Source organism: Kitasatospora sp. NBC_01250 (assembly GCF_036226465.1).
In the GTDB taxonomy this organism is placed as follows: Bacteria; Actinomycetota; Actinomycetes; order Streptomycetales; family Streptomycetaceae; genus Kitasatospora.
The window spans coordinates 6210828-6223872 of the sequence record NZ_CP108476.1; the positions used below are offsets into that span (position 1 = coordinate 6210828).

At 71.4% G+C, this 13045-nt stretch carries 15 protein-coding genes; 7 read left to right on the forward strand and 8 right to left on the reverse strand.

Annotated features, from left to right (window positions below; translation table 11 throughout):
* Positions 1-4 precede the first annotated feature (4 nt).
* Positions 5-319, reverse strand: a complete 315-nt coding sequence (locus OG500_RS26195) for a protealysin inhibitor emfourin (RefSeq protein ID WP_329583808.1) — start codon at positions 317-319, stop codon at positions 5-7.
* 113 nt (positions 320-432) lie between these two features.
* Complete coding sequence (locus tag OG500_RS26200; protein WP_327069312.1) at positions 433-1461, reverse strand: M4 family metallopeptidase; 1029 nt, start codon at positions 1459-1461, stop codon at positions 433-435.
* A 305-nt stretch (positions 1462-1766) separates the two neighbouring features.
* On the opposite strand from OG500_RS26200, the gene leuA reads away from it, so the two are divergent.
* Entirely contained in the window at positions 1767-3563 is a 1797-nt protein-coding gene (gene leuA / locus OG500_RS26205; RefSeq protein WP_327069313.1) for a 2-isopropylmalate synthase, read from the forward strand.
* On the opposite strand, the gene OG500_RS26210 is transcribed toward leuA, so the two are convergent.
* Positions 3541-3813 carry a hypothetical protein gene (locus OG500_RS26210; RefSeq protein ID WP_327069314.1) on the reverse strand — a complete coding sequence of 91 codons (273 nt, stop codon included), beginning with the start codon at positions 3811-3813 and terminating at the stop codon, positions 3541-3543. The genes leuA and OG500_RS26210 overlap by 23 nt on opposite strands.
* A gap of 64 nt (positions 3814-3877) precedes the next feature.
* On the opposite strand from OG500_RS26210, the gene OG500_RS26215 reads away from it, so the two are divergent.
* From OG500_RS26215 to OG500_RS26235, 5 genes are all read left to right on the forward strand, one after another.
* The gene (locus OG500_RS26215; RefSeq protein ID WP_329583811.1) at positions 3878-4090 is read left to right on the forward strand and encodes a hypothetical protein; all 213 of its coding nucleotides are present in this window, start codon (positions 3878-3880) and stop codon (positions 4088-4090) included.
* 194 nt (positions 4091-4284) lie between these two features.
* The gene (locus tag OG500_RS26220; RefSeq protein WP_442789231.1) at positions 4285-4947 is read left to right on the forward strand and encodes a TerB family tellurite resistance protein; all 663 of its coding nucleotides are present in this window, start codon (positions 4285-4287) and stop codon (positions 4945-4947) included.
* Between the two features lie 167 nt (positions 4948-5114).
* The gene (gene recO / locus OG500_RS26225) at positions 5115-5861 is read left to right on the forward strand and encodes a DNA repair protein RecO (RefSeq protein ID WP_327069317.1); all 747 of its coding nucleotides are present in this window, start codon (positions 5115-5117) and stop codon (positions 5859-5861) included.
* A 2-nt stretch (positions 5862-5863) separates the two neighbouring features.
* Positions 5864-6727: an isoprenyl transferase gene (locus tag OG500_RS26230; RefSeq protein WP_327069318.1), complete on the forward strand. Its 864-nt coding sequence runs from the start codon at positions 5864-5866 to the stop codon at positions 6725-6727.
* A 27-nt stretch (positions 6728-6754) separates the two neighbouring features.
* Positions 6755-7375: a hypothetical protein gene (locus OG500_RS26235; protein WP_329583814.1), complete on the forward strand. Its 621-nt coding sequence runs from the start codon at positions 6755-6757 to the stop codon at positions 7373-7375.
* A 76-nt stretch (positions 7376-7451) separates the two neighbouring features.
* Here the strand turns inward: OG500_RS26235 and OG500_RS26240 are convergent, their stop codons facing one another.
* Genes OG500_RS26240 through OG500_RS26255 form a run of 4 tightly spaced genes read right to left on the reverse strand, consistent with a single transcriptional unit; the run spans position 7452 to position 10716 of the window.
* The gene (locus tag OG500_RS26240) at positions 7452-7874 is read right to left on the reverse strand and encodes a Fur family transcriptional regulator (protein ID WP_327069320.1); all 423 of its coding nucleotides are present in this window, start codon (positions 7872-7874) and stop codon (positions 7452-7454) included.
* A 35-nt stretch (positions 7875-7909) separates the two neighbouring features.
* Positions 7910-8893, reverse strand: a complete 984-nt coding sequence (locus tag OG500_RS26245) for a metal ABC transporter permease (protein ID WP_329583817.1) — start codon at positions 8891-8893, stop codon at positions 7910-7912.
* Positions 8890-9723, reverse strand: coding sequence for a metal ABC transporter ATP-binding protein (locus OG500_RS26250; RefSeq protein ID WP_329583819.1), 834 nt, complete (start codon positions 9721-9723; stop codon positions 8890-8892). The genes OG500_RS26245 and OG500_RS26250 overlap by 4 nt, the downstream gene beginning before the upstream one ends.
* Before the next feature lie 21 nt (positions 9724-9744).
* On the reverse strand, positions 9745-10716 hold the full coding sequence (locus OG500_RS26255) for a metal ABC transporter solute-binding protein, Zn/Mn family (protein WP_329583820.1): 972 nt from the start codon (positions 10714-10716) through the stop codon (positions 9745-9747).
* A gap of 208 nt (positions 10717-10924) precedes the next feature.
* Between OG500_RS26255 and OG500_RS26260 the strand changes: the two genes are divergently transcribed.
* On the forward strand, positions 10925-12307 hold the full coding sequence (locus OG500_RS26260; protein ID WP_327069324.1) for a glycine--tRNA ligase: 1383 nt from the start codon (positions 10925-10927) through the stop codon (positions 12305-12307).
* A gap of 68 nt (positions 12308-12375) precedes the next feature.
* On the opposite strand, the gene OG500_RS26265 is transcribed toward OG500_RS26260, so the two are convergent.
* A complete protein-coding gene (locus tag OG500_RS26265) occupies positions 12376-13008 on the reverse strand; it encodes a hypothetical protein (protein WP_329583821.1) in 633 nt (210 codons plus the stop codon).
* Positions 13009-13045 lie beyond the last annotated feature (37 nt).

Sequence of the window (13045 nt, forward strand, 5' to 3'; positions counted from 1 at the left end):
CCGCTCAGGCTCCGGCGGCGAACCAGCCGCCACCGGGGGAGAGCGGCGGCAGCTCGATGCCCTGGTGCAGGATGAGCGAGATCAACTCCCGCTGCGAGTCGGTCAGTCGGGGGTCCGCGCAGTGCACGGTGCGGCCGTCCACGCTGATCTCGTAGTGGTAGCCGTCGGGCACGCCGAACCCGGGTGCCCGGGAGGCGCCGGCCACCGCCTCGCGGGCCAGCGCGTGCACGTGCGGCGCGTCGATCCGGGTGGCGGTGTCCAGCTCGGCCCGTAGAACCTGTCCGGTGAAGCCGCCGCTCCTGCACACCTGTATACGCATGGTCGCCAGTCTGCTACGCACCGCTGGCCGATGCTGGGATTTTCCTGAGAAGTCCTCAACTGCGTGTCGTCAGGCCCGAGAAGAGGCGGCACTGGCCCCACCGGCGAACCCCCTCAGCCCACCGCCAGGCCGACCTGCTTCCAGGCGCCGGCCACCGCCTCCGGCACCGGCCCCTCGCCGAACCGGGCCCGGGCGGCGGCCAGGGTGGCCCGGGCGAAGCCGGCGAAGTCGGTGTCCGGGTGCACCGCGGGGCCGGTGACGGCGTCGTACCAGATCCGCCCGGCCCGCTCCCACGCCGCGCCGCCGAGCTCGACCGCGAGCAGGTGGAAGGCCCGGTTGGGGATACCGGAGTTGATGTGCACCCCGCCCTCGTCCGCGGTGGTCTCCAGGTAGCCGTCCATCGAGTCCGGCTGCGGGTCGCGGCCGAGTCTGGGGTCGTCGTAGGCGGTGCCCGGCGCCTTGAGCGAGCGCAGCGCCACCCCGCGCACCCCCGGGCCCAGCAGCCCCGCGCCGATCAGCCAGTCGGCGTCCGCGACCTGCTGGCCCAGCGCGTACTGCTTGGCCAGCGAGCCGAAGACGTCCGCCACCGACTCGTTGAGCGCCCCGGACTGGCCGTGGTAGGCCAGCGCCGGGCCGTACTGGACCAGCCCGTGCGCCAGTTCGTGGCCGATCACCTCCAGGCAGCCGGTGAAGTCGTCGAACAGCACGCCGTCACCGTCGCCGAAGACCATCCGCCCGCCGTCCCAGAAGGCGTTGTCGTACCCCTCGCCGAAGTGCACGGTGGCGTGCAGCGGCAGGCCGGCGCCGTCCAGCGAGCGGCGGCCGTAGACCTCCAGGAGCAGCGCGAGGGTGGCGCCCAGGCCGTCGTAGGCGCGGTTGACGGCGGGGTCGGCGGTCGGTGGCCCGCCCTCGGTGCGCACCGTGCGCCCGGGCAGCGCCGTGTGGTGACCGGCGTTCGCGATGGTCCGCCCGGGGCGTCCGGCCGGGGCGGGCCGGGCGGCGGCGGGCAGCGCGGCGCGGGTGGCGCGCAGGGCGTCGTCCGTCTCGCGCGAGCGCCGGGCGTCCTCGTCGCCCAGTTCGACCAGTCGGTCCAGCAGATAGGGCGGCACGATCGAGCAGATCGGAGTGCTGGGCTGCGTCATGGCACCCAGCGTCCGGGCAAAGACACCGGGTGTCACGCAGGTGCCGTCTCACGGAGTGGAAATGTCGCGCTGCCGGCTTCGGCCTCGCCGGTCGCTCGGCTACGCTGGCCCCATCATGCGTTACGGGCTGCTTCTTCTTAGCTGCCGCGGCGAGGGCCTGTAAGACCGTTGAAGGCCGGCTCCCTCGTCGCGGAGGCTGTGCTGTGCGCACGCGTGGACCGTGGAGCGCCGCACCCAGTCGGCCCGTCGGGTGACCAGAGCCCCCGACCCGCCCGCATTCGAAGAGAAGCCGAGAGTCTCATCACATGACTGAGCAGCCTTCTGTCACCGGCGCTTTCCGTGCCCGCCCCTTCGTCGACCGGCCCACGCCGATCACCGCGGGGACGGTGCGCCAGAAGCCGTCCGGGATGCCCTTCGAGCGCTACCTGCCGTTCGGCGCGGTCGACCTGCCGGACCGCACCTGGCCGAACACGGTGATCAGCAAGGCCCCCCGCTGGCTCTCCACCGACCTGCGCGACGGCAACCAGGCGCTGATCGACCCGATGTCGCCGGCCCGCAAGCGCAAGATGTTCGACCTGCTGGTGTCGATGGGGTACAAGGAGATCGAGGTCGGCTTCCCGTCCTCCGGGGCCACCGACTTCGACTTCGTCCGCTCGCTGATCGAGCAGGACGCGATCCCCGAGGACGTCACCATCTCGGTGCTGACCCAGGCCCGCGAGGACCTGATCGAGCGCACCGTGGAGTCGCTGGTCGGCGCCCCGCGCGCCACCGTGCACCTGTACAACGCGACCTCGCCGCTGTTCCGCCGGGTGGTCTTCAAGGGCAGCCGGGAGGACATCAAGCAGATCGCGGTGGACGGCACCCGGCTGGTGATGGAGTACGCCGAGAAGCTGCTGGGCGACGAGACGGTCTTCGGCTACCAGTACTCGCCGGAGATCTTCATCGACACCGAGCTGGACTTCGCGCTGGAGGTCTGCGAGGGCGTGATGGACGTCTGGCAGCCCGCCGAGGACCGCGAGATCATCCTCAACCTGCCCACCACGGTGGAGCGTTCGACGCCCAACGTGTATGCGGACAAGATCGAGTGGATGTCCCGCAACCTGTCCCGCCGGCAGTTCGTGGCGCTCTCCACCCACCCGCACAACGACCGCGGCACCGGGGTCGCCTCGGCCGAGCTGGCCGTGATGGCCGGCGCCGACCGGGTCGAGGGCTGCCTGTTCGGCCAGGGCGAGCGCACCGGCAACCTGGACCTGGTCAACGTCGGGATGAACCTGTTCTCGCAGGGCGTCGACCCGATGATCGACTTCTCCAACATCGACGAGATCCGCCGCACCTACGAGTACTGCAACCAGATGAACGTCCCCGAGCGCCACCCCTACGCCGGCGACCTGGTGTACACCTCGTTCTCCGGCTCGCACCAGGACGCGATCAAGAAGGGCTTCGACGCCCTGGAGGCCGACGCCAAGGCGGCCGGCGTCCCGGTGGGCGAGTACACCTGGGGCGTGCCGTACCTGCCGATCGACCCCAAGGACGTGGGCCGCTCCTACGAGGCGGTCATCCGGGTCAACTCGCAGTCCGGCAAGGGCGGCATCGCCTACGTGCTGAAGAACGACCACAAGCTGGACCTGCCGCGCCGGATGCAGATCGAGTTCTCGAAGATCATCCAGGCCAAGACCGACGCCGAGGGCGGCGAGGTCACCCCGGCCGACATCTGGGCGGTCTTCCAGGACGAGTACCTGCCGACCCCCGAGAACCCGTGGGGCCGGATCGCGCTGCGCGAGCAGCAGAGCCTGACCACCGAGGACGGTCGCGACGCCCTCTCGGTGCAGGCGCTGCTGAACGGCGCCGAGGTGGAGCTGACCGGCTCCGGCAACGGCCCGGTCTCCGCCTTCACCAACGCGCTGGCCGGCATCGGCGTGGACGTACGCGTCCTGGACTACGCCGAGCACGCCCTGAGCGAGGGCGGCGACGCCCAGGCCGCCGCCTACGTCGAGTGCGCGGTGGACGGCCAGGTGCTGTGGGGCGTCGGCATCGACGCCAACACCGTGCGCGCCTCGCTGAAGGCGATCATCAGCGCCGTCAACCGGAGCGGCCGGCGCTGATATCCGCCGTCCGGGTTCTTCCACGGTGGCCTGCCGCCCGTGCCGGGCGGCAGGCCACCGTGCCATAGGGCGGATCGAGCGCCCAGAGGAGGAGCAGATGATGCTCCTCGGCCTTCAGTCGCCGCTCGTAGAGATCGGGGCGCCGTTCGATCTCCACCTCGTCGGCCCAGATGGTGAGCCAGCCGTGCAGCGGGCCGAGGGTGTCATGCTGCGCGGCGAGCGCGAACGTCTCGTTCTTCTGCCGCTCCATCTCCGCCAGGCGATGCGCCGCGACGCGAGCCAGCGCTAGGGAGTACGGCCCCGGTGAGGAGTTCGTGGCGGGCGGCGCACCTGCGGCGTTGATCGCCGAGGTGGAGAAGAAGGCGGACGAACTGGTCCGGGCCGCTTCGGCGTTCTACCTCGACGGGACCGGCTACGAGGGCGACGGGCCGAAGGGGCAGGATGCCCTGGTGCCCGGGGGCATGTTCGTCTCTTTGGTGGTTCCCCGGCACGAGTGTGTCTACATCCGCCAGGTTACCGGCTGGTAGTCGGCGCATTTCGAGCAGCTGTGTCCTGGGCCACATTTTTTCCTCTCGGCACTCGTTCGGGGTGCTGACACCGCCAGGCAACCGTGGCACCATCGACCCACCGGAAGCGCGGTCGGTGGGACGGCCGGCGCCTGCGGTCGCGTGACCTGCCCGTTGTCGTGCAGGCCGCCTGCCAGGTCTGGGGAGTTGGCGCCGTGACACGGTTGTGGGGTGTTCGTCCGCGGTGGCGGACGGATGTGCTCGGTGAGTTCTTCTGTCCGGGCTGTGGCGGGGACCGCAACTACCGTCGGCAGCACGGTCGGCGGTGGCTGCGGTTGTTCGGCACCCCGGTGCTGCCGCTCGGGCCGGTGCTGAGCACCGTGCAGTGCACCAACTGCCATGGCCGGTACGGCGTCGAGTGCCTGGAGCAGCCCACCAGCGGGCGGTTGACCGGGCTGCTGCGGGACGCGCAGTACTCCATCGCGCTCACCCTGCTCGCGGCCGGCGGCACCGGCTCGGCCGCCGCCCGGGCCGAGGCCTGTGAGCTGGTCCGGTCCGCGGGCTTCGAGGACTGCGGCGAGGCGCAGGTGCTGGCCGCGCTCGCCGCGCTGTCGGGCCTGGACAGCGGCGAGCCGCTCGAACTGCGCGGCCCCGGCGCCGGCCTGGCCATCGAACTGCACGCCGCGCTGGAGCCGTTGGCCCCGCACCTGGCCCAGCAGGGGCGCGAGCGGCTGGTGCTGCAGGGGGCCAGGATCGCGCTGGCCGACGGCCGCTACCTGCCGCAGGAGCGGGCCGCGCTGGCCGCGGCGGGCCGCTGCCTGCGGCTGGCCGACGACGTGGTGCTCCGGCTGCTGGAGGCGGCCCGCACCCCGCACTGACCTCGCACCTCGCACCGACCCAGCTCCTCGCCCGCCTCGTGCGTCGGGGCGCCCGAGCCGGGCCCGTTCCCCCCTCCGGGCCCGCCGTGCCCGCATCGGCTCCCCCCGAGTGCCCGGTGCGGCGCCCGGCTGTCCGGGACGCCCGCGCCGTGCGGGACAATGGGGGAATGAGTCTGATCCGTGACGACGGCGTCGTGCTGCGCGCCCAGAAGCTCGGCGAGGCCGACCGGATCATCACGCTGCTCACCCGCCAGCACGGCAGGGTCCGCGCGGTGGCCCGGGGGGTGCGCAAGACCAAGTCCAAGTTCGGCGCCCGCCTGGAGCCCTTCTCCCACGTGGACGTGCAGTTCTTCAGCCGGGGCAGCGAACTGGTCGGCCGCTCGCTGCCGCTGTGCACCCAGGTGGAGACCATCGCCCCCTACGGCGGCGGCATCGTCACCGACTACGGCCGCTACACCGCCGGCACCGCGATGCTGGAAACGGCGGAGCGCTTCGCCGAGAACGAGGGCGAGCCCGCCGTCCAGCAGTACCTGCTGCTGATCGGCGCGCTGCGCACGCTGGCCGCCGGCACCCACGAGTCCCACCTGGTGCTGGACGCCTTCCTGCTGCGCTCGCTGGCCGTCAACGGCTACGGCGCCAGCTTCACCGACTGCGCCAAGTGCGGCCTGGACGGCCCGAACCGCTTCTTCTCGCTGCAGGCCGGCGGCGTGCTCTGCGCGGACTGCCGCGTGCCCGGTTGTGCCGTACCCTCCCCTGAGACACTGGTTCTGCTCGGTGCCCTGCTCTCCGGAGACTGGCGGACGGCGGACGCCAGCGAACCCCGGTACTGGCGGGAGGGCAGCGGTCTGGTCGCCGCCTACCTGCAGTGGCACCTTGAGCGGGGTATCCGCTCGATGAGATACGTGGAGAAGTGAGCATGGCAGCGCGACGGCTCTTCGGCGGCAGCAAGCAGCGGACCTACCGCACCCCGGACCCGCACCCGAGCGGCGCCCGGCCGCCGAAGATCCCCGGAGAGCTGGTCCCCGAGCACGTCGCCATCGTCATGGACGGCAACGGCCGTTGGGCCAAGGAGCGCGGACTGCCCCGCACCGAGGGCCACAAGGTCGGCGAGAGCGTCGTGCTGGACGTGCTGAAGGGCGCGATCGAGCTGGGCGTCAGGAACATCTCGCTCTACGCCTTCTCCACCGAGAACTGGAAGCGTTCCCCGGATGAGGTGAAGTTCCTGATGAACTTCAACCGGGACGTGATCCGCCGCCGCCGCGACGAGCTGGACGAGCTGGGCGTGCGGATCCGCTGGGCCGGGCGGATGCCCAAGCTCTGGAAGAGCGTGGTCCAGGAGCTCCAGGTCGCGGAGGAGCAGACCAAGGGCAACGACCTGGTCACCCTCTACATGTGCGTCAACTACGGCGGCCGGGCTGAGGTCGCCGACGCCGCCGCCGCGATCGCCGCCGACGTGGCGGCTGGCAAGCTGGACCCGAAGAAGGTCAACGAGAAGACCCTCGGCAAGTACATGTACCACCCCGACATGCCGGACGTGGACCTCTTCCTGCGCCCCAGCGGCGAGCAGCGCACCTCCAACTTCTGGCTCTGGCAGTCGGCTTACGCCGAGTTCGTGTTCCAGGACGTGCTCTGGCCGGACTTCGACCGCCGTGACCTGTGGCGAGCCTGCGAGCAGTACGCGATGCGCGACCGCCGCTTCGGCGGCGCGCTGCCCAACGAGCTGCCGGGTGAGCCGTCGGACGGGCTGCCGGGCGCCGCCGACCTGCCGGCGCAGCGCTGAGCGTCCCGGGTCCGCGAGGCGTTTCGGGTGTTCGAGGTCCGGCGCAGCATCCGGCGCCTGCGGCAGGACCCGCACTGGGAGCACCGCAGGCGGGCGACGGCTGCTGACGTCGGCCTCGGCACCCGGGGCTATCCGTTCACCCTCGGCTCCGGCACCGACCGGCTGTACGACCTGGCGCGCGGTCAGGTGGCGGGCCGGGACGCGGTGCTGGCGCACCTGCTGGTGGCGCCGGCGGCGCCCAGCCGGGGCGGAGCGCTGCACGACTTCTCGCTCGTCGCGCTCGACCTGCCCCGGGCGCTGCCCGCCACCGCCGTGACGCCGCGTCGGCTGGCGGCCAAGTGGCGCGGCGAGCGGTCCTGGCCGATCCCGCCGGGCCTGTGGCAGCGCCGTCCGCTGCCGGGCGGCGGGCCCGGCGCGCACGTCGAACGGGTGTGTGCCGACTACGAGTTCGGCGAGCTGCTGATCACCGACCGGCTCAAGCAGCTGACCGTTGCGGCCGACTGCGGCTGGCGGATCGACGGCGCCCGGCTGATCGGCTGGACCGACGGGCGCCGTCCGTACGAGGAACTCATCGCGCTGGCCGAGCGGTTGGACCTGCTGGTGGCGGCCTTTCCGGCTGCCGTCTGGCAGTGGCGCGGCTGGTCCTGAGGCCAGGGCCTGTCCGGCGGTCCGGAGCTGATGGGCCCGGTGCCGGCGGACCGGACCGGGCCCCGGCGCGGCCGGATCAGGCGCCGGCCCGCTGCTTGGCCGTGCACTCGGCGCAGGTCCCGAAGATCTCCAGGGTGTGCGCGATGTCGCTGAAACCGTGCTCGGCCGCCACCGTGTTGGCCCAGCGCTCGACCGCCGGGCCCTCGACCTCCACCGTGCTGCCGCAGAGCCGGCAGACCAGGTGGTGGTGGTGTCCGCTGCTGCACCGCCGGTAGACGGCCTCGCCGTCGGCCGTGCGCAGCACGTCCACCTCGCCGGCGTCGGCGAGCGACTGCAGCGTGCGGTAGACGGTGGTCAGACCCACCGAATCGCCCCGGTGCTTGAGCATGTCGTGCAGTTCCTGCGCGCTGCGGAAGTCCTCGATCTCGTCCAGCGCCGCGGAGACGGCTGCGCGCTGCCTGGTGGATCGGGCGCGTGGCGACGGGCCTGCGGTGGTCACCGGTGCTCCTCCTGGAGGTCGGGGCGGGTCACACCTCATTGTGCCAGCCTCGCACTGCCGACCGGGTCGTGCGGTGCGGCGGCTTTCGCGGGCCCCGGAATCGCCGGGCGGGCGGCCTCGCGGCTCCCGGCACCAGCGTCGTCGCTCGTGCCGGTGCCGCTCGTGTCGTGGCTCGTGCCGGCGCCGCGGTGTCGGCGTCGGGCCAGCGGTGCGGCCAGCACGCTGAACACCGCGAAGACGGCGATCGCCAGCAGCACGATCGCGGAACCTGGCGGCACGTCAGCCTGGTACGAGGTGGCCACCCCGCCGAGTGACACCAGCACGCCGAGCCCGATCGCCAGCAGCTGGGTGCCCAGGAACGAACGGGTCAGCAGCTGCGCGGCCGCGACCGGCACCACCATCAGCGCGCTCACCAGCAGCAGACCCACCACCCGCATCGCCACCGTGACGGTGACCGCGGCCATCACCGCGAGCAGCAGGTTGAGCAGTCGCACCGGCACCCCGGTGACCTTGGCGAACTCCTCGTCCTGGCAGACCGCGAAGAACTGGCGCCGCAGCCCGAGGGTGACCGCGATGACCACCGCGCCGAGCACCCCGATGGTCACCAGGTCGCCGGTGTCCACCGCCAGGATCGAGCCCCAGAGGTAGCTGTCCAGGCTGCCACTGGTCCCGCTGGCCGACGGTGCCTTGCTGATCAGCAGCCGGCCGCAGGCCATCCCGCCGTAGAAGAGCATGGCCAGGGCGATGTCACCGCGCTGGTTGCCGCGGGAGCGGACCAGCTCCATGATTACCGCGGCCACCACGCAGACCAGCACCGCCATCCAGACCGGGCTGGTCTGGAAGACCAGGCCGAGGCCCACGCCGGTCAGTGCCACGTGCCCGATGCCGTCGCCCATCAGCGCCTGGCGGCGCTGGACCAGGTAGACGCCGACGGCCGGCGCGGTGATGCCGACCAGCAGGGCGGCGAGCAGCGCGCGCTGCATGAAGTCGAAGGACAGCATGTCGGTCAGGCCGGTCATATCAACAGTCCAGGCTGGGAGAGGTCATGGGTGGTCGGGGGAGTGGCGGCGTGCTCGTGGCGGTCGTGGTCGTGGTGGCCGTCGGGCCGCGGCGCCGTCGCCGGTGGCCCGTCGTGCCACACCCGCCCGTCCCGCAGCAGCACCGCGCGGTCGATCAGCGGCTCCAGCGGTCCCAGTTCGTGCAGCACCAGCAGGACCGCCACGCCCTTGGCCACCTCGTGGCGCAGCGTGTCGGCGAGCACCCGCTGGCTGGCCAGGTCCACCCCGGCCATCGGCTCGTCCATGATCAGCAGCTCCGGACCGCCGACCAGCGCGCGGGCGATCAGCACCCGCTGCTGCTGCCCGCCGGACAGGTTCGCCACCGAGTCGCCGGCCCGGTCGAGCAGGCCCACGGCGTCCAGCGCCCGGTCCACCGCGGCCCGGTCCCGGCGCCGCAGCGGCAGCAGCCCGTGCCGCGCCAGCCGCCCGGTGGCGACCACCTCGCGCACGGTGGCCGGCACCCCGCCGGCCGCCGTGGTGCGCTGCGGGACGTAGCCGATCCGGTGCCAGGCGCGGAACCGCGCCCCCGGTGTGCCGAACAGCTCGCGCTCGCCGCCGGTCAGCGGCACCGAGCCGACCACCGCCTTCACGGTGGTGGACTTGCCCGAGCCGTTGGCGCCGAGCAGCGCGACCACCTCGCCCGGGGCCACGCGCAGGTCGACCCCGCGCAGCACCGGACGACCGCCGAGCGCGGCGTGCGCGCCGCGGAGCCGGATCACGTCGTCGGTCCGGACCGTCTCGTCGGGCCGGACCGTCTCGTCGGGCCGGACCGTCTCGTCGGGGGTGTTCATCGTCACCGACCTCCTGTCCCGTCAGCTCGCGCAGCCGAGCGCCGACCGCAGGCTGGTCAGGTTCTGCTGCATGATCGAGAAGTAGTCGTCGCCGCTGCCCTTCTTGACGCCCTCCAGCGGGTCGAGCACCGCGGTCCTCAGGTTCAGGTCCTTGGCGACGCTGTCCGCCAGCTTCGGGCTGACCAGGGTCTCGAAGAAGATCGTGGTGACGCCGTTGGCCTTGGCCGCCTGCTGGATCTGCGCCATCCGGGCCGGTGTCGGCTCGGACTCCGGGTCCACCCCGTTGATCGCGATCTGGTGCAGCCCGTAGTGGTCGGCGAGGTAGCCGAAGGCGGCGTGGCTGGTGACGAACGAGGTGTCGGTGCAGCTCTGCAGGCCGCTGCGGAAGCTCTGGTCCAGGGCGCCGAGCCGGCCCACCAACTCCTCGGTGTTGCGCTGGTAGGTGGCGGCGTGTGCCGGGTCGGCCTTGGCCAGCTCCGCGCCGACCCCTTGGGCGACGGCCGCGTAGCGGGTCGGGTCCAGCCAGAGGTGCGGGTCGCCGCTCGGGCCCGGGTGCTCGTGGGTGTGCCCGGCGCTGTCGGTCTCCTCGGTGCCCTCGTCGAGGTGGTGGTCGACCAGCGGCGAGATCGCGGCGGCGTCCACCACGTGCTTGCTGTGCGACTGCGCGACGGCCTTGTCCACGGTGGGCTGCAGGCCCTTGAGGTGGAGCACGACGTCGGCCTTCTGGACGGTGCCCACCTGCTTGGCGGTGAGCTCCAGGTCGTGCGGCTCGGTGCCGGCGGGCGTCAGATCGGTGACCTTCACCTGGTCACCGCCGATCTGCTCGGCCAGGTACTGCATCGGATAGAAGGAGGCGACCACGCCCAGCCTGCCGCTCGCGCCCTTGGCGTCGGAGCTGTCGGTGCCGCCCAAACCGCAGGCGGTGAGCAGCAGCGCGCCGACGGTGGCGGTGGCCGCCAGGGCTATGGAGGTACGGAGGGGGCGGTGCATCATGACAACCATTCTCATCTTAATTGGAAATGATTGTCAACTTCCGACGGTGGAGGGGGGAGGTTGTTCGCCGCCTCGAACGCGCGCGGACATTATCGATTTGAACCCGCCACCCGCCCGCCCGGTAACCTGAGGTATTCGGGTGCGTGCAACCAGCCGCGCCTTGACCGTGCCGTCGTACCGAGTTGCGACGTCGTCTGAAGAGAGCACTGTGGCCGCCGACAAGATCGAAACGATCGTCAGCCTGAGCAAGCGCCGTGGCTTCGTCTATCCCTGCAGCGAGATCTACGGTGGTACGCGTGCCGCCTGGGACTACGGGCCACTGGGCGTCGAGCTCAAGGAGAACATCAAGCGCCAGTGGTGGCGTGCGATGGTCACCGCTCGGGAGGACGTCGTCGGGCTCGACTCTTCGGTGATCCTGGCCCGCGAGGTCTGGGAGGCCTCCGGCCACGTCGCCACCTTCAACGACCCGCTGACCGAGTGCACCTCCTGCCACAAGCGCTACCGCGCCGACCACCTGGAGGAGGCCTACGAGGCCAAGCACGGCAAGCTGCCGGCCAACGGCCTGGCCGACATCAACTGCCCGCACTGCGGCACCAAGGGCGCCTTCACCGAGCCCAAGGAGTTCTCGGGCATGCTGAAGACGCACCTGGGCGTCACCGAGGACGCGGGTGGCCTGGCCTACCTGCGCCCGGAGACCGCGCAGGGCATCTTCACCAATTTCAAGGCCGTCCAGACCACTTCGCGCAAGAAGCCGCCGTTCGGCATCGCCCAGGTCGGCAAGAGCTTCCGCAACGAGATCACGCCCGGCAACTTCATCTTCCGCACCCGCGAGTTCGAGCAGATGGAGATGGAGTTCTTCGTCAAGCCGGGCGAGGACGAGACCTGGCACGAGTACTGGCTCGAGCAGCGCTGGAACTGGTACACCGACCTGGGCCTGCGCACCGAGAACATGCGCTACTTCGAGCACCCGAAGGAGAAGCTCTCGCACTACGCCAAGCGCACGGTCGACATCGAGTACCGCTTCAACTTCGGCGGTAGCGAGTTCTCCGAGCTGGAGGGTGTGGCCAACCGGACCGACTACGACCTGGCGACCCACAGCGAGGCCTCCGGCCAGGACCTCAAGTACTTCGACCAGGAGTCCGGCGAGCGGTACTTCCCGTACGTCATCGAGCCGGCAGCGGGCCTCAACCGCGCGATGCTGGCCTTCCTGCTCGACGCCTACTTCGAGGACGAGGCGCCCAACGCCAAGGGCGTCATGGAGAAGCGCGTCGGCATGCGGCTCGACCCCCGGCTCGCCCCGGTCAAGGTCGCGGTGCTCCCGCTGTCGCGCAACGCCGACCTCTCGCCGAAGGCCCGCGGCCTCGCCGCCGACCTGCGCCAGGCGTGGAACGTCGAGTTCGACGACGCGGGCGCGATCGGCAAGCGCTACCGCCGCCAGGACGAGATCGGCACGCCGTTCTGCGTCACCGTCGACTTCGACACCCTCGAGGACAACGCGGTCACCATCCGCGAGCGGGACACCATGGCGCAGGAGCGCGTCTCGCTGGACCAGGTGAAGTCCTACCTGGGCGCGCGGCTGATCGGCTGCTGATCCGGCCACCCACGTGGTGAAGGGGCCGCTCCCGCTTCGGCGGGGGCGGCCCCTTCGTGGTCGCTGCGTCAGGCTCGGCCGGCGAGCAGGTCGCGGAGCTTCTTGCGCTCGCTGATCCCGGCGTCCAGCGCGAGCAGTGAGCCGTCGGTGAAGCTCAGGTCGACCCGCTCAGGCTGGCGCCACTCGCGTTCCTTGGGCTCACCGACGACCAGCTGATGCAGGGCCAGCTCGCCCAAGCGCTCACCGCTCTTGCGGTGCAGCACCAGGACCCGGCGGTCGGTGAAGACGAGGAATGCCTCGTGGTTCTCGTGGTACCGGTGCCTGGACGGGCCGGTGCGCACCATGCGGAGGAAGACTCCGGCCTGACTTGCCCACCCGCCCTTGAACGGTCGGCCGTGCGGGTACTGCCAGAGAATCCGCACGGCGACAACTCGCGGACCGAACAACGCAATGGCGATGATCCGGAACACCTGATCGCCCAGACCGGTGTCCCAGCCGTCCGGCGGTACCGGCTTGGCGATCCGCAGGCGCCGAGGAACGCGCATCGGGATCAGCCCGTGCAACTCGACGTCCATCGCACCGCGCACCCGCTCCTGCGGCTGGAGCCACGGAGAGATCAGGTCTCGCGTCGCCTGCTCCCGTTGCGCCTCGCGGGCCGCAATCTCCGTGAGGAGCCGCTGCCTCCGTGCCTCGTTCGCCATGCTCTCTCTTCTCAGCGCCTGAACCCTTGGACGGACC